This is a genomic window from Mesorhizobium sp. WSM4840 (assembly GCF_055811755.1).
Genome location: NZ_JBVVQD010000026.1, coordinates 19,804 through 35,498, shown reverse-complemented (window position 1 = coordinate 35,498; position 15,695 = coordinate 19,804). Strand labels below are relative to the sequence as shown.

General features: G+C 60.8%; 8 protein-coding genes. 7 read left to right on the top strand and 1 reads right to left on the bottom strand.

Annotation, left to right across the window (positions count from 1 at the left end):
• The first annotated feature begins 91 nt into the window (after positions 1-91).
• The 3 genes from AC0L3I_RS27500 to AC0L3I_RS27490 are packed head-to-tail and all read left to right on the top strand — an operon-like array spanning position 92 to position 8,777.
• Entirely contained in the window at positions 92-1,906 is a 1,815-nt protein-coding gene (locus AC0L3I_RS27500) for a hypothetical protein (RefSeq protein WP_473528958.1), read from the top strand.
• The gene (locus AC0L3I_RS27495) at positions 1,906-3,450 is read left to right on the top strand and encodes a hypothetical protein (protein WP_473528957.1); all 1,545 of its coding nucleotides are present in this window, start codon (positions 1,906-1,908) and stop codon (positions 3,448-3,450) included. The genes AC0L3I_RS27500 and AC0L3I_RS27495 overlap by 1 nt, the downstream gene beginning before the upstream one ends.
• Positions 3,447-8,777 carry an FtsK/SpoIIIE domain-containing protein gene (locus tag AC0L3I_RS27490; protein WP_473528956.1) on the top strand — a complete coding sequence of 1,777 codons (5,331 nt, stop codon included), beginning with the start codon at positions 3,447-3,449 and terminating at the stop codon, positions 8,775-8,777. The genes AC0L3I_RS27495 and AC0L3I_RS27490 overlap by 4 nt, the downstream gene beginning before the upstream one ends.
• On the opposite strand, the gene AC0L3I_RS27485 is transcribed toward AC0L3I_RS27490, so the two are convergent.
• A complete protein-coding gene (locus tag AC0L3I_RS27485; protein ID WP_269906734.1) occupies positions 8,765-9,217 on the bottom strand; it encodes a hypothetical protein in 453 nt (150 codons plus the stop codon). The genes AC0L3I_RS27490 and AC0L3I_RS27485 overlap by 13 nt on opposite strands.
• Positions 9,218-9,349: 132 nt before the next feature.
• Between AC0L3I_RS27485 and AC0L3I_RS27480 the strand changes: the two genes are divergently transcribed.
• The 4 genes from AC0L3I_RS27480 to AC0L3I_RS27465 are packed head-to-tail and all read left to right on the top strand — an operon-like array spanning position 9,350 to position 15,642.
• Entirely contained in the window at positions 9,350-10,483 is a 1,134-nt protein-coding gene (locus tag AC0L3I_RS27480) for a cysteine desulfurase family protein (RefSeq protein WP_473528955.1), read from the top strand.
• A gap of 40 nt (positions 10,484-10,523) precedes the next feature.
• Positions 10,524-11,459: a DUF4007 family protein gene (locus AC0L3I_RS27475; RefSeq protein WP_473528954.1), complete on the top strand. Its 936-nt coding sequence runs from the start codon at positions 10,524-10,526 to the stop codon at positions 11,457-11,459.
• Positions 11,456-14,797: a hypothetical protein gene (locus AC0L3I_RS27470; protein WP_473528953.1), complete on the top strand. Its 3,342-nt coding sequence runs from the start codon at positions 11,456-11,458 to the stop codon at positions 14,795-14,797. Before AC0L3I_RS27475 ends, AC0L3I_RS27470 begins: the two co-directional genes overlap by 4 nt.
• Entirely contained in the window at positions 14,794-15,642 is an 849-nt protein-coding gene (locus tag AC0L3I_RS27465; protein ID WP_473528952.1) for a phosphoadenosine phosphosulfate reductase domain-containing protein, read from the top strand. The genes AC0L3I_RS27470 and AC0L3I_RS27465 overlap by 4 nt, the downstream gene beginning before the upstream one ends.
• Positions 15,643-15,695 lie beyond the last annotated feature (53 nt).

The window sequence follows — 15,695 nt, the reverse complement described above, 5'->3', positions numbered from 1 at the left end:
AGTAGTCTGCAAACTAACTGATTTTCATGGGGCTGCGCTGGAATTCCAGGACGGTCGTCAGCGCACGGCGGCAGTCGTGGGGGGATAGAGCATGCCGACCAACAACTGGATCCGGTTTCTTCGGAACTACGGACCCATTCCGACCAACGATAACATGTACGACGAGACCATCCAGCGGGCGTTGGCTCGCTTGAAGATGCAGCCAATCGAGCTGCCGGCCCAGCATCTGGCATGGTTGGTCGACAATTTCAGGTCAGAAGAATGCCAGTCCATTATCCTCACGGGCACCGCCGGCGACGGAAAGACCTATCACTGCCGACGCGTGTGGCTGGAGCTTGGAGGCACGATTGAAGATTGGAACGGCGGAGAGAAGATCCAGCGCCTCAGCTTGGGGTCTCGCCAACTCATCGTCGTCAAGGACCTGAGCGAGCTTCGCTCCGACGAGAGTAAACCGCTGATCGAGCAGATGGCATGGGATGTCGCAGACCCCAATTCCCCCAGGGTCTATTTGATGGCGGCCAATCATGGTCAGCTTCTCGAAAAGATGAAGACCGCCGGCAGCGACAAGACGACGAGCGCTCTTGTCGAGGTGGTCGAGAATCTCCTGGTCGTTGGCCGCAGCGGGAATTCTGCAATTAAACTCGATTTAAGGGACCTTAGCCGGTCTGCCGCCGCCGTGATGATCGATCAGGTCATCGATGCGGTGACGCTGCACCCCGGTTGGGACGGCTGCGCGGATTGTCCGGCCCTGAATGGGGCAACCTGTCCGATCCGCGAGAACCGCGAACGGCTGGTCGGGACCAGCGACAATGGTCTCTTCCGGCGACGGCTCGGCAATCTGGTCGAAGCCAGCGAACAGAATGGTGGTCACTTTACCATCCGGCAGGTTCTATCCCTTGTCACGAACATCATTCTTGGCCATCCCGATGCACGCGACGGACTAATGGCGTGCACTGATGTCGCCGAATTGGCAGCTGCGGGAACCGCGGAGCGAGCCAGTCCCTTCCGCAATGTGTTTGGCGGCAATTTGAGACCGAGCCGGGCTGAAAGAACCGAACCCTTTCGCAAGCTCAACCTGTTCGGCATCGGCTCGGAAACGAGCAACAAAGTCGACAATATGCTGGTCTACGGCGCCGACGATCCGGCACTGGTAGAAACCTACCGGGCCCTGGTGCAAACCGATCAGGTCTACGGCGAGACGACAGCCTATAAACGGGCGCAACAGTCCTACCTCGAGGGCGACGATCCGAGCGCTGTCGTCCGTTTTCTCGGGCTACTTCGCGGGCAGCGTCAGCGATTGTTCTTTACCATCTCAGATGAGCTGGCAGACGCGCTAGACCTCTGGGACCTGACCGTCTTCCGATACGCTGGGCTTTATCTCGAAACCAGTCGCGCCCTGGCCGAGAAACGAGCGTTGCCGCGGCAGGTGATGCCCATGCTCATGCGCGGGCTAAACCGGGTGTTCACCGGCATGCTGATCCAGAACCAGGACGAGCTGGTTCTTGCAAGTTCGGGAAGCCAATCGCAGTCGAGAACCAGTCCTCTCCTTGAGGAGTTCGTGTCGGTCGCCCGCCGGGCTGGCGAGGAGGTGGCGCTGCTCGGTGACGGGGATGGAGGCATGAAGCTCGTGGTTGGGCTTGCACGTGATGATCCACCTGCGGTTACGCTGCAGCTGTCGACCACCCGCTTTGAATTCTTGGGACGTGTGGCCGAGGGTGCACTGCCTACGAGTTTTTCGCTCGAGTGCCACGAGGACCTTCTCGCGTTCAAGGCACGGCTTCTGAGCGCCGTCGAACGGCGGCGATTCCTTGATGGAGACGATCGCAATGACGGGATCGTCCTCAAGTTCATCGACCTCAATTCTGATGGCCGTGCATCATCGCGTAGCGTCACGGTGAGGCTCTGATGATGGAGATCCTGAAACGCCCTATTTCCCATGAGGATCGCACAGGACCAGCGTTCTGGGTCGACGAAGCGATCTGGGGGCATCGCCTGCATGACGAACAGACGCCCTGGCTGATACTTCTTGAATTCCTTGGCGTGCTCCGATCCGAGCAAGTCGCCGGCCGCGCTTTTGCGGAAGGGGAGTTCAACGCCCTTTCCTATCGTCCGCAGACCCAATTGCGACTGCGCAATCTCATCTTCAATAATCCCTACCTTTTGACCATCGGGGCAGAGGGGCTCTCCGACGATGCAGCCTGGACCAAATGGCTGGAGTTAATGGAACAGAACGCCGGCGGCCTCGAGAGCCGGGACTTCAGTTATCTCCGCGGCCGCTTCGACTCCTTCGATGATTTTGCCTCTGTGGTGGGGTTTTTGCAGTCGTCTGCCATCGAAGGCGCCAGCAACAAACGCTGGAGTTCAAAGTTCGTTTTCCCCTTCGGCCCCAGCGCGCTCTATGAGGATGCCGCGGTGACGGCGTCTGGTGTCTCAACCGACAGGCGATTTTTTGCCCGAACCGGCGAAGTTCTCTATTTAATGCTGTGCCGGTCCAAGCGGGCCGCCGAGCTCAAAGAACGACTGGTCGGAAAACTCTTCGAACAGCCAACGGTCTACGATCGGCTGGTCGCCGCGCTGCAAGGCGAGCCACAATTAGCCGAGCGTGATCGGCCGGGCGCCTACCTGCCGTGCTCGACCCACCCGATCTTCGATCAGCTCGCCGAGGATTGGATCGCCATTCTCGATAGCCCGATATCGGTGTTCGACGCTCTGCCGCACATCGTAACCATCACCGGGCTCAATCTTGTTCGATACCAGCTTGACCGGGCGCGTGAGCTGCTGGACTCGGTGCCCATTACGATGATCTGCGAGATCGTATCGCCAAAAAAGACCGTGATCCGTGACCTTGCGGCGGACTCTTTTCAAGCGAATAATGCGCTGCCCGGTCTTGCCATTGAGCATTACGTCCGCAGTGCCGAAACCTCTCATGAGTGGCAGCTCGCCGTTGCATCGGACGATGCCGTTCTCAGCGCCGCGGAGGTACTTGGCCGCCAATTTGACTGGCCCGACCCTGACGACCTACCGACCGGGATGAGCAATCCTCGAGACTTGATCGATGAGCTCGTTGGCAGGGCGAAGACAAGGCACGCGCAACATGTGGGCAAGGTTCATTCGACTTGGGCGCGCCAGATCGGATTGAGCTCGCGTCGCTCAAGCCGGCGCGTGCGCTACGCACCGACCGACCGCCTGCTCAAAACGCTTGTTGTCTGCTGCGTGAGCGAGCGGATGGAGTTCAAGGACTTCCTTGCCGCCCTCCACGATCGCTACGGCTTTGTGATCGGAGATCAACAGGCCGCGAGCATCATCGGCGCCGGAAAAGCCGATCAAGAAGACTTCTCCGACAATGCGCGGCGGCTGGAGGAAAGGCTGATTAGCCTCGGGCTGCTCAACCGGCTGTCGGACTCGGCAGCCTACGTAGAAAATCCGTTTCGCCGCGAGGTGCGAGCATGAACGCCCTCGATCTGATCGGCACGGCGGGGGCTGCAGCGCTCGAAGAGCGCCTGCAGGGCCTCGGGGCCGACAGCGGCACTGCTCGCTTCATGCTCGATCGCCTTACGGGGCCGCAGGTTGCTGCGATCGTCAGGCAGCTGGTTTCGGACTCTTCGATCCAGTCCCAAGTCAAGATTGCAGTCCCCCGCGCACTCGTCGATGGCCAGGGTCTCCCAGAATCCGTGATCACCGATGAGAGGACTGTCGCGTGGCGTCATGCCGAGTGCGACCGTCCCGCGCTCCTTATCGCGAACACCGACGATGATCAGGGCGCTTCACTGCACGATGTGGCGCTGATCGGCGCCAAGGAACTCAAAGAAGGACCCGCCTATTGGGTTCTGCCCGCGTCCGACGGTCTGGGGTTACCGGAAGAGCACATCGAAGCATGGCACATTGCCCTCAAGGCACTGTCCAGTGTCGATGACTGGCCACTCGCTCAGCTCAGCAACTATGTTGCCATGACGCGAGCCGCGATCGACAGCATGTCGCTGCCCGTGGCGGACGCACTTGGCTGGGCGCTGCCGGCACTGCAATTGCCGCGCGACACAGGATACTTCCGGTCGCAGCGGCCAAAGGATCTGCAGCAGCAAAGCCGCTGGAGGCGCCTCTACGACAAACTCATCACTGACCGTAGGCCACTGCTTTCCAAGCAGCGGCCCAATCGGCAGCCGATCGAAGCCGACGAGCTGCGGGATCAGTTCGAGACGGTTCGAGACGAGATCGCCGCCGAGCTGCACCCGGTGATCGAGGCATTCGTCGACTCGCCGGCCGGATGGCGCGAGGCGACCGAAAAGCTCGCTGAGCTCGAGTGGGAACAGGACAATATTCTTCTCATCTTCTCGGGCCTCAAGCTCAAGAAGCTGAAGCTTCCGGAAGAGACCGCTCAGTTTTTCGACTACGAGCGTCCCGATCGCCTCAGCGACCCGGACAAGGCCTATCTCAGCGATCTCAAGGGTCGATCCCTCAAGGAGTCGCGAGAGGATGATCGCGAGTTCTTCGAAGCTCATCGGGAGGACCTCGCGGCCAACAGGCAGTTGCGCGCTAAATGGGAAAAGTTCGTCTACGGACGCCCGATTGAGTGCACGGATTTCCTCGATGGTTTGGTCCGCAGCATCGAGCGGCTCTTTGCGCAGCTCGGTACGCTCAAGATGCCGCGCGGGATCGAGATTCGATCTTCACGCCGGACCAAGACGCAGTGGTTGGACATGAATGCCGACGTGGCCCGCGCCTTCAGCCTCAAGTACAAGGCCCTGCGTCAGGTTCTCCCACCAGCGGTTAGCTGGGACACGCCGCACATTTTCGAGTTCGAGGCCCTGCTCGAAGCCGCAAGCAAGAGCCGCAAGTTCCGCGAGAACGTCTCGACGTCGCGCGCAAACATTCAGATCAAGTTCGACCTCACTCTGACGGTGGGAAGCGGCCCCGGTGCGGAGAAAAACACGGTTCAGTTGATCTGGCGGGCCGAGCCAAACGCGATCGGATTGGCGTTGCCCGATGACTTGGCCAGGCTCGAAAAGAACCCATTCGGCATTGCCGAAGTGTCACGCATGCTGGTCAGCAAGAAGGGAGCGATGCAGTCGGTGTCGCTCGCCGACGTGGGTACTCTACAGCCCTCCTTCCGCCAGGATGCGGGATCGTTGGTTCCACGATCGACCAATGTCGAAGACTTAAGCAAGGCCTTGCCCAGGGCCATTAAGGCAGCCGTCGCGGGGGGGCGCATGACGCCGCCTGCAGGCGCGGACCTTGGAGAGACATGGACTGCCTTCGTTGCGGGCTACTCCGCTGCCATCGAAGATTGGCGGACGAACGGCATGGGGGGAACACCTCAGCTCGAACAGGCCGATTTGTACGCCGGCCTGCTTGAGAAACTTCGCATCTCGGCGCCAGGTGACTTAAACCGGCGAGATCTGTGGGAACCGATCCTGAGGATAGGAACGGTTCAGATTGCCGGTTCGACGCCGGCTGCGATCGTAGCACCTTGGCACCCGATGCGGATGGCCGCGACGGCAGTCAAGATGCGATCTCTTTGCGGCCTGATTGATCACCTGCTCAAGGCGGAGGAAGTCAATTTCGGCGACCAGCGGCTCTTTTTTGCCGATCTCCGGTCCGAACTCGCTCACCCTTACTATCCGGAGGCGGTCCCGGGCTTCACGGGTGGCGAAGCGGTTCTCCTGACGGAGACGAGCACACTCAACGACTACAGCTTTATGGAACGGCCGGTTCGCGATCCCTCGGAAGCGTCCACCGATGTGGATCCGGCCGAGGCCGCGCGTGAGATTCGCGGGCTGATCGGCCGTTATCTCGACTTGCAGCCGCATGAGCGCGCCAATCTGAGCATCATGCTCTACAACTGCGATGCTGCTGGCCTTCCGTTGGCCACGGTCAACGCGTTGGGGTCAGTTCACGAAGACGAGGTCCACTGCAACGTCCTCGTCCGCCATCGAGACCGCTCTAAGCTCAACAAGGTCTATACCGATCTGCTGGATCAGTCCGGCAACGACCCCGACGCCATCGTCGTCAGTGAAACCTCGCTCAACTTCATGTCGAAGCTCAGAATTGGGGTTATGCTTGAGGGCAGCACGGGGCGCCGGGCGCCTGACGAGCGCAGCGTGGACGTGGCGTTCCTGCATGATGTCGTATCGCGTCAGGCAAGGGAGGCCTGGTTTTCTGTCCCGCGCAACGACGACACGGACCCCTCGATCGCCGACCATGTGCCGCCTCGCTGGTCGTATCGCCGGGTCGTTGGAGAAGAACAACTCACCGCCACAAGCTATCTGGTTTCGCCCCGCCAACCTCGGGTCGGCTGGTCCTATCTCGACGCTCTGGCGGCCGTGATCCGCAAACAGTCACATCGCGACAACGAGCATTACCTGCCCGCGCGTCAGATTTCGCTGCAGGACCATGGCCTCGAAGCTATGTTCAAGGATGTTCACGGCTTGGCCGAGTGGGTCGCCACTTATGACGACCTCCTCGACAAGCGGCAGCTCATGGCGCAGGGCATCAAGGTCATCCGATATCGGCGCGAACGGACGCACGGCCGCAACATGGTGGTATCCTCGACCTCGGACCTGCGCGTGCTGCCGGTGCTTGTCCGTCGACGCCTCGATCAACTCAGCCTCGGGCTTAGCGACGACCGTCTATCTGCGCTTGCCGAGAGAATGATCGCCGATGCGACGGCCATCTCTGGCGATGTCATATTGCGTGCGGCCAAGCGGGGCGTGTCAGCGGGGGAGTTGATAGGCCTGGTTCTCAGTCGTGCACTTGTTGCTGAGGAGCTTATGAAGCGTCCGGCATCATGGTTCCTCCTCGACGACTACGCGCAATGGCTGGGCCAGCGGGAGGAAGGGATTGCCGACATCCTTGCTCTCAGCGTCGACCCGGGGCCTGATGGGCGCCCAAGGCTTCGCGCCGTTGTCACCGAAGCGAAGTATGTCGAGGCCAGTAGTCTGGCGGAAGCCAAACGTCATTCCAGCCAGCAGTTGCGACAGACAATGCGCCGGATCGAGGACGCGCTTTTCGGCGATCCCGGGCGACTTGACCGTGACCTGTGGCTTTCGCGTCTTGCGGACATCCTGCTCGATGAACCGTCGGCTCTGACCGCGAGCTTTTCGCTCGAGGAGGTGAGGAATGGCATCCGCAATGGCACGGTGGAGATCGATCTAAAGGGCTACTCCCATATTTTCGTTTCGGGACCCGCAGACGCGGGTGGCTCGCCCGGCGATCAGGACGAAGTGACCGAGGTCCGGGGACTGCAGGAGATCTACACGCGCGAAGGTCTGCGGCAACTGATCAAGGCCTATGAGGCCTCTGACCCGTTGATGCCGATCAGAAGCGCCCTGGGAGATCGCAGGCCGTGGGAAACATCTGAGTTTCGCGCGCCGGCACCGCGCGTTCGGTGGACTACCAAGAGTGGCCCAGCCAATGGTACCGGCCCAGAGCCGGACGCACCTCCGCCAAGCCCTCCTCCAACGACACCCACGCCCCTTCCGCCCGAGCCCAACGTGAGCGCGAGAACAGCGCCTGTTGCTGATGCCGGCGAGGCTCAGCCTCATGCCACTGCCCGCTCCACCGCGCCTGATCGGGAGGAGCAGGAGGCGGCCGAACCGATCTCAGGGGACAACGAGAGCTTCGCCGGCTTGGTGTCCCGGAGAGCGGGGCAGGTGCAAGAGGCGGCTGGCGAGGACGAACAATGGCTCGAGGCCACAGCCGGCCGGCTGCGTACGGCGCTTATGGGTTACAATCTACAGGCCAAGATCGCTGGGATGCGATTGACGCCAAACGCCGCCTTGGTGCGATTTGTCGGCAGCGACCGCCTGCGCGTCGAAGACATCGAGGCTAAACAGTCCCCCCTTCTGACCACTCATGGCCTGAGAGTAATCTCCATCTCGCCGCTGCCCGGCGAGATCGTGGTGGGCGTGGCAAGAGCAAAGCGACAGATTGTCTCGATGTGGGATCTTTGGGAACGCCGCGCCCTGAACCGCAATGCCGCCGGTCTCAACACGAGCTTCCTCCTCGGTCTGCGCGAGCTCGACGGCGAAATTCTCTATCTCAACTTGGGTGGGCCGTTCGCTGGCGTATCTCAACACGACCCGCACACGCTCATCGCCGGCGCGACGGGCAGCGGCAAATCAGTGCTGATCCAGGCGCTGATCCTCGACATCGCCGCGACCAATCCTAGCGCCCTGGTGCACATTCACCTGATCGATCCAAAAATGGGCGTCGACTACTCCGCGATCGAGCGGTTGCCGCATGTGAAGGGTGGGATCATCATTGACCAAGCGGCCGCGATCGAAATGATGGAGGGGCTCGTCATCGAGATGGACCGGCGGTACGAGCTGTTCAGGCAGGGCGGGGCTCGCGACATCCGATCGTTTAACATCAAGGCCGCGCCAGAAGCACGGTTGCCGATGAAGTTTCTCATCCACGACGAGTTCGCCGAATGGATGCTGACCGAGGATTACAAGGGTGCCGTCACCTCGATTGTTTCCAGACTCGGGGTGAAGGCGCGAGCCGCCGGCATCCACCTGGTCTTTGCGGCACAACGGCCAGATGCCGGGGTCATGCCCGTTCAGCTGCGTGACAATCTCGGCAATCGGCTGATCCTCAAGGTCGCGAGCGTCGGAACCTCAGAGATCGCCCTCGGGACGAAGGGTGCCGAGAACCTGCTCGGCCTTGGGCACCTGGCGGCGCGGCTGAGCGGCGAGGCCTCTACCGTCTTCGCTCAGGCACCATTTCTGTCCGACGAGGACATAGAAGACGTGGTGTCGGCGATCGCGGCTCAGGACGGTTGAGCTGGCAAAACCGGAGGCGCGGGAGGACAAAACAGGGGGGCGAGGGCGTAAATGACCCCGGCGCACGAAATCGCCGCCGCGACCCACAACAGGAACTGAATGATCTTCACCGTCGAGGGCGGCCATTTCTTGTCCTTGTTCTTGATCGAGACCGCATAGTCGCCGTCGAGCTTGTTCAAATTGGTAATGTAGAGGCTGAAGGCCTGACTGAAGCGACCCATGATGAAAACGCTGGCGATACTCACGACGGCCGCGAACAAGAAAATTGCGACGGCAATGAGCCGATCGGTTTTGAGCTGGGATGCCGCGAAGTACCACAAGCCGCCGATTGCCACCGAGAACAGCGGGGGAATCTTGTAGAGGATGTCGTTCATCGCTCTGAAGTGGGCGTATTGCTCTTTGTAGATTTCTTTGACGCTGACGTCGTTGCCTTCGGGCATGGGGATGCGCATCTCCTGTTCCGCCAGTACTCTATCAGCAAATTGCCTGGGCCTCGACCGTGGGGCCGATTTCGAGTTTTTCCCGTTCCGGATAAGGTTGAGCTTGATCCGAAGACAGAGTCACACGCGCCCATGCCGATATATCTTGATGGTCACTCGACAACACCATTGGCGCCAGAGGCGATGGAAGCGATGGCACCTTGGTGGCATGCTCAGGTCGGAAATCCGCACTCACCTCACCTGAGCGGTATGTTGGCGTCACAGGCCGTTGAGACTGCGCGCTCGGAACTCGCGTCCCTCATCGGCTCTGATCCACAGGAACTCGTCTTCACGTCCGGGGCGACCGAGGCAAACAACATCGCGATAAGGGGCATTGCTCTCGCCGCGCTTGAAGGTGGCATCGGGCGGCGTGACATTGTCGTATCGGCCATCGAGCACAAGAGTGTGCTGTCGTCCGCGAGTTCGCTGCGGAGTGCCGGCTTCCGCATCATCGAAGCGCCGGTTGATGTGAACGGCATCATCGATATTTCAGCTCTGAAACGGTTGGTCGGCATTGAGACACTCTTGGTGTCGGTGATGGCGGTCAACAACGAGGTGGGATCCATCCAACCGCTTGCCGATGTCGTTCGTATTGCCCGTGCGGCGGGCGCGCTCGTGCATGTCGATGCTGCACAGGGCGCGGGCAAACTTCCTCTCGACTGTGCGGAGTTCGATTTAGCGAGCCTTTCGTCGCACAAAATTTACGGCCCAATGGGCATCGGTGCGCTGTTCATATCATCGGCCGCTTCTCTCCGGCCGTTGCCGGTGTTGTTCGGCGGCGGTCAGGAGGCTGGCGTTCGCCCTGGAACCGTACCGACGCCGCTCGTGGTCGGGTTTGGCGCGGCCGCCAAGGTCTCCAGGACACGGCTCGTAGCGGACGCCGCCCATTCAGGGCGGCTGTCGGCTCTGTTCCTCGAAGAGTTGCGCAGCAGGCAAGTGCAATTCATCGAGAATGTTTCCGCGCCGAGTCGGGTACCCGGAAGTTTGAGTCTGAGATTTCCCGGTAATGAAGCCATGTCGATAATAGTGAAGGCCGGTGATCTTATCTCTATTTCCGAAGGATCAGCTTGCACGAGTGGGCAGATCACCGCATCGCACGTCCTACTTGAGATGGGATTTACTCATCAAGAGGCTACGGAAACTATCCGTTTATACTTCTCCCGCTACAATAGCGAGGCGGACGCCATGGAGGCGGCCGCGGTGCTATCAGCAATAGTGGCGCGCTAGGGATTGCCAACTGGCGACACTCTCCAGTAGCATCCCCTCCATGTTGAACGACCTTCATGATCCGGCGACCGCGATTCGCGTTTCGGGCCACGAGACCTTCCCGCTTCGGCTCCTTTGGCTGAAGAAGGCGTTCGACCATGCATCCGACCCGGATGGAGTCGATCGTAGAACATTTCAGGAACAAAACGCAATCGCCACCTTCGGCGTCGGCAAAAATATGGCGCTCTCCATGCGTCATTGGGCGTTGGCGACGAAGATTCTGAGAGACAGCCCCACCCATCTTCACGCCACTGATCTAGGGCGGTTGATCTTCACCGACGGCACCGGGCTCGACCCATACCTCGAGCATCCGTCCACTCTGTGGTTGATGCATGCCCACCTCGTGAGTGAGCCGCGCGCCGCAACGACATTTTACTACGCGTTCAACCTGCTCAATCAGATTGCCTTTACCAGGGACGATCTCGTTAGGGCCATGGCAGCGATCGTCGAAGCCCGTGCAACCGCAAGGGCAACCGCCGAGACCCTCAAGCGCGACGTTGAAGTGTTCGTACGCAGCTATGCGCCCCGTCACTCCGATGCAGGGGAAGACGCGGCAGAACCGTTGCTAGTCGAGCTCGGCCTGTTGCGGGAGCTGCGGTCGACAGGCCAACTCGAATTTGTCCGTGGGCAGAAGCCTTCACTGGACAACAGCATATTTGCGCTCGTGTTAAAGCAGTTCTGGGAGCGTCAGCACTCGTTGTCCCCCACCCTCTCCGTAGAGCAGGTGCAGTATGACCCCGGGTCTCCCGGGCGTGTCTTCAAGCTTGACGAGGATAGCCTAGTGGCACGGCTGATGAGCATCGGGGACGCCACCGGCGGGAAAATGGTGTGGACCGATACGGCGGGACTCCGTCAGGTCGCTCTGGCTGGCCGTCTCGAGGAAATCGACGAGATCGATCTCGTCAAAGCCGGTTACCGTGGGCGGAGAGCGGCATGACCAAGCTTGCCGACATCGTCAAGGTCGAACGCCGGTTCGCGCTGTCCGCTCGGATCGACACCGATCTCAATGGAACACCGCCGCTCACCGGGTATGTGTTGCAGGCGAGCGTCCGCAAGTCGCTATTGGCCATGCTGGCGGGGATCGCCGATGGGTCGCAGTTCGCCTTCACCTGGACCGGCCCGTATGGCGGCGGCAAATCTTGTGCGGCGCTGCTTGTTGCCAATCTGGTCGCCGGCAACAAGAAACAGCGTGCTCTCGCCGAAGGGATCGTTGGGCAAGATTTGGCGGAGCAGTTTTCCTCGGCGTTTCCTGGCCGAGGACGCTCGTGGGATGTGGTTGCACTGACCGGCCGGCGCACGAGCCTGGCGGGCGCGTTGGCGGATGCGGCCGCAGAGCAATTTGAGTGGACTCAGGCGGCGCGGGATGCAGCGCGCGACGAACGAGCACTTATCGACCAATTAGAAGCGCGTGCTCGTCAAAAGGGCGGTTTGCTGATCGTCATCGACGAGCTCGGCAAGTTCCTCGAGCATGCGACGAGTTCTGCCGGCGACGTGCATATTTTGCAGGATCTCGCCGAGCGAGCAGCACGCTCTGACGGTAGGCTGGTGGTTGTCGGCATCCTGCATCAGTCGTTTGAGCAGTACGCCAACCGGCTGAGCCGGACTGGCCGGAACGAATGGGCAAAGGTTCAGGGCCGATACCAGAACGTGCCCTTTGTTGCGCAAGCCGATGAGGTCGCGGCGCTCATTGCTCGCGCCATTGGCAGCGACCAAGCTCCGGCCAGCGCCAAAGCGATCGCTGGACTGACGGCGGAGGCGATCTCGCACCGTCGACCGGTCGATGTCGTGGTGCTGACGGAAATCCTCACCCAAACGTGGCCATTGCACCCGGTTTCGGCGCTCTTGTTGGGGCCGGTGTCACGCCAACGGTTCGCACAAAACGAGCGAAGCGTTTTCGGCTTTCTATCATCATCTGAACCGAACGGATTTCAGGCGCACTTGGCTCGGACCGAGGTCGGCGGAAACGCTTGGTATGGGCCGGATCAGCTTTGGGACTACCTGGTCGCAAATTTCGGCAGCGCGCTTTCTGTTGGTCCTGAAAGCAATCGGATGACACTTGCTATGGAGGCCGTGGAGAAGGCTGCACTCTACGGCTCGCTGGCTGCCAAGCTCGCCAAGGCCGCAGCGGTCGTCGAGTTGTTCAGGAACGGCTCCGGACTCGCGGTTGCCGACGACATCCTCTCCCTTTGCGCACCAGAAGCGAAGAAGGCCGACGTCGCGGCGGCCATCGACGAGCTGGTCAACCGGGCTATCCTCATTCGGCAGCCGCGGCTTGGCGGATATGCCCTCTTCGCCGGCAGCGATTTCGACCTCGACGAGGCCATCTCCAAGGTCGCGCTGAAGCTCGACGCAGATGTCCTGGCTGATTTGCCTTCACGGCTTGGCGTGGGACCGATCGCAGCCAAGAGCCACTACTTCGCGACCGGTGCACTGCGCACATTCGATGTCGTCATTCAGTTTGCCGACGAGAGCCCACAAAGTCCCGCTGCGTGGGCTAAAAGGACCGCCGCGTCATTGGCCAAGACGAAGCGACGGTCGGCGGGTCTTCTCATTATGCTGCTGCCCGATGCGCGAAGCTTTGAAGCGCCGGTCAAGGTCGCCGCCAAACAGCTCAGCGTCGAATTGGAAAATCTGGGCGTCTTGGCTGGCGTTGCCGCCAGCGAGCAGGTCTATCTGCTAAGGGATCATGCGAGCGACCTCTATGCCTTGGACCGCATCGAAGAGACGCATCCGCAGCTCGAGGGTGATCGGATCGCCCGCCGAGAGTTGTCGGCACGCAAATCGTTGATCGCCGAAATTGTTCGCAGCGACTTGCTGAAGGCCTTCTCTTTGGCCCGCTGGTGGGCATTCGGTGACAGGGCAAAGGATGCAGCCGGCAAGAAACTCGATGGCGGGGAACTGACCGTCTTGGCGTCGGCGCTTGCAACGGCCGCTTTCAGCAGCGCACCCGTCATCCAATCGGAGTTGCTCTATCGGGACAAGCCCTCGACTGCCGCCATGGCAGGCCTGAGGACCTTGATGCATGCCATGGTTTCGAAGTCGGATGTGGCAGACCTTGGGATTGAGAACTTCCCGGTCGAGCGTGGGCTCTATCTGACGATTGTTCGGCCGTTGGGGCTGCATCGGCAGGACGATAAGGGCGTGTGGCGCTTCGCCGATCCTGCCGATGACGGGGCGGGCGAGACACTCAAGCCTGCCTGGACGGTGTTGGGTGAGAAGCTGGTCAATCTGGCCGAACTCTTCGACACCTGGGCCGCGCGGCCATATGGCATCAAGCGCGGGATCATGCCTGTGCTGGTATTGTCCTATCTGCTGGCGCATAGAAACGCGGTCGCGGTTTATGTCGACGGCGCTTTCCAGCCCGCCATCGACGATATCATCGCCGACCGCATTCTGCAGGATCCGGCAGCCATCGAGTTTCGCCGAATTTCGCGCTCCAAGCGGGATGACGCGTTCGTCCAGCAGCTCGCCGCACTTCTTTCGACCGAGGCAAATCCCGTTGAAGCGAAGGCGTTGCCGGTCGCATCGGCGCTCTATCAGCGCTTTCATGCTCTTCCGCTGTGGGCGCAGCGCACTCAGACGCTGGCCGAAAATGTTCGTAAGGTTAGGGACATCGTGTTGAAAGCCAGCGACCCTGAAGCGCTGCTGTTTTCAGACCTCGCGTCCGCGCTTGTGGGAGAACCCGATCCCGGGGTCAGCGTGGTCGCCGCACTGAACAAGGCAGAGTCCGCCTATCCGAAAATGCTGGAGGAACTCCGCAAGGATCTCGCCGAGCATCTTGGGGTCGACACGAAGACATTTGAGGGCATTGGGCCGCGCTCCTCTACGGCGTCGGGGGTGTCAGCAGAGTTGCGCGTCGACGCCTTCATCATGCGCGCCGGCGCTTTCGAGGGAAACAGCGGCGACATCGAAGGATTGGCGAGCCTGCTCGTTCACAAGCCGCCGCGGAACTGGTCCGACCGCGAGCAAGAGCAGGCCATGTTCGAAATGGCTAAGCTCTGCCTGCGCTTTCGCGAGGCAGAGACATTCGCCGCGGTTCGCGGCCGCTCCCCAACCTCCCAAGCCATTTCGGTCATGGTAGGGTTGGACCCCAAGGAGAAGCCACTCTTCCATGCCTTCCAGGTGTCGAAACAGGAGCTTGCTACTGCAGACAAAGCGGCAGACGACTTGATGGCGCAGCTTCGGCTAAAGGGCATGAGGCCGGCCGTAGAGCTTGCCGCTCTCGCGCGCATCGTAGAACGCCTTTCCGAAGGCAAGGGATTGGAGCCAGCATGACGATTGCGGTGCGTGAGCGTCATATCCTTGGGATATCAGGGGGTCGCGATAGCGCGGCCCTTGCCGTCCATATGCGGCAGACCCGGCCAGAGGTCGATCTCGAATACTTCTTCACCGACACCGGCAAGGAGCTGGAAGAGGTGTATTCGTTCCTCGACAAGCTTGAGGGGTTCCTGGGAAAACCGATCACCCGGCTTAATCCGGACCGGGATTTCGACTTCTGGCTTAAGGAATACAATCACTTCCTGCCCTCCCCCAAAACTCGGTGGTGCACGCGGCAGCTCAAGCTCCGTCCGCTCGAGCAGTGGCTGCGTGAAGACCTCGATGCCGGGGTTGTCGTACATTCCTACGTGGCCATCCGGGCTGATGAACCCAGTCGCGAGGGCTATCAGGCGACCCATGGCAACATGCAGGTGCACTTCCCTCTGAGAGAGGACGGCATCAGTAGGGCCGGTGTGATCGAAACGCTCGAGAGCGCCGGCCTAGGCGAACCCGAGTACTATCGCTGGCGGACTCGTTCGGGCTGCACATTCTGTTTCTTCCAGCAAAAAATCGAGTGGGTGCGATTGATGCGCGAGCACCCCGACGCGTTCGACGAGGCCAAGGGATATGAGAAGACCGCCCGCGATCACGGCTCACCCTTCACCTGGAGCCAGGGAGAGGGCCTAGATGAGCTCAGCGCCCCGGCGCGGGTCGACGAGATCGAGCGGGAGTTCGAGCAGCGCCGCGCGCGACTATTGGCGCGGCGCCGCGTGAACCCGCTCGCCGGCAATGTTGTGCCTACGATCGATGACGTCTACGGAATTGACGAGGCCGCGGCAGGATGTGTGATCTGCCACAAGTGACAGGATGAGGTGTCGCGTAACCGCCCGGGCAACCCTTGCATTGCCACTGCCAA

What these genes read in the sequence shown, in the direction of transcription:
- AC0L3I_RS27500 (WP_473528958.1), top strand. Translation starts at nt 92, where the DNA reads ATGCCGACCAACAACTGGATCCGGTTTCTTCGGAACTACGGACCCATT.
- AC0L3I_RS27495 (WP_473528957.1), top strand. Translation starts at nt 1,906, where the DNA reads ATGATGGAGATCCTGAAACGCCCTATTTCCCATGAGGATCGCACAGGA.
- AC0L3I_RS27490 (WP_473528956.1), top strand. Translation starts at nt 3,447, where the DNA reads ATGAACGCCCTCGATCTGATCGGCACGGCGGGGGCTGCAGCGCTCGAA.
- AC0L3I_RS27485 (WP_269906734.1), bottom strand. Translation starts at nt 9,217, where the DNA reads ATGCCCGAAGGCAACGACGTCAGCGTCAAAGAAATCTACAAAGAGCAA.
- AC0L3I_RS27480 (WP_473528955.1), top strand. Translation starts at nt 9,350, where the DNA reads ATGCCGATATATCTTGATGGTCACTCGACAACACCATTGGCGCCAGAG.
- AC0L3I_RS27475 (WP_473528954.1), top strand. Translation starts at nt 10,524, where the DNA reads ATGTTGAACGACCTTCATGATCCGGCGACCGCGATTCGCGTTTCGGGC.
- AC0L3I_RS27470 (WP_473528953.1), top strand. Translation starts at nt 11,456, where the DNA reads ATGACCAAGCTTGCCGACATCGTCAAGGTCGAACGCCGGTTCGCGCTG.
- AC0L3I_RS27465 (WP_473528952.1), top strand. Translation starts at nt 14,794, where the DNA reads ATGACGATTGCGGTGCGTGAGCGTCATATCCTTGGGATATCAGGGGGT.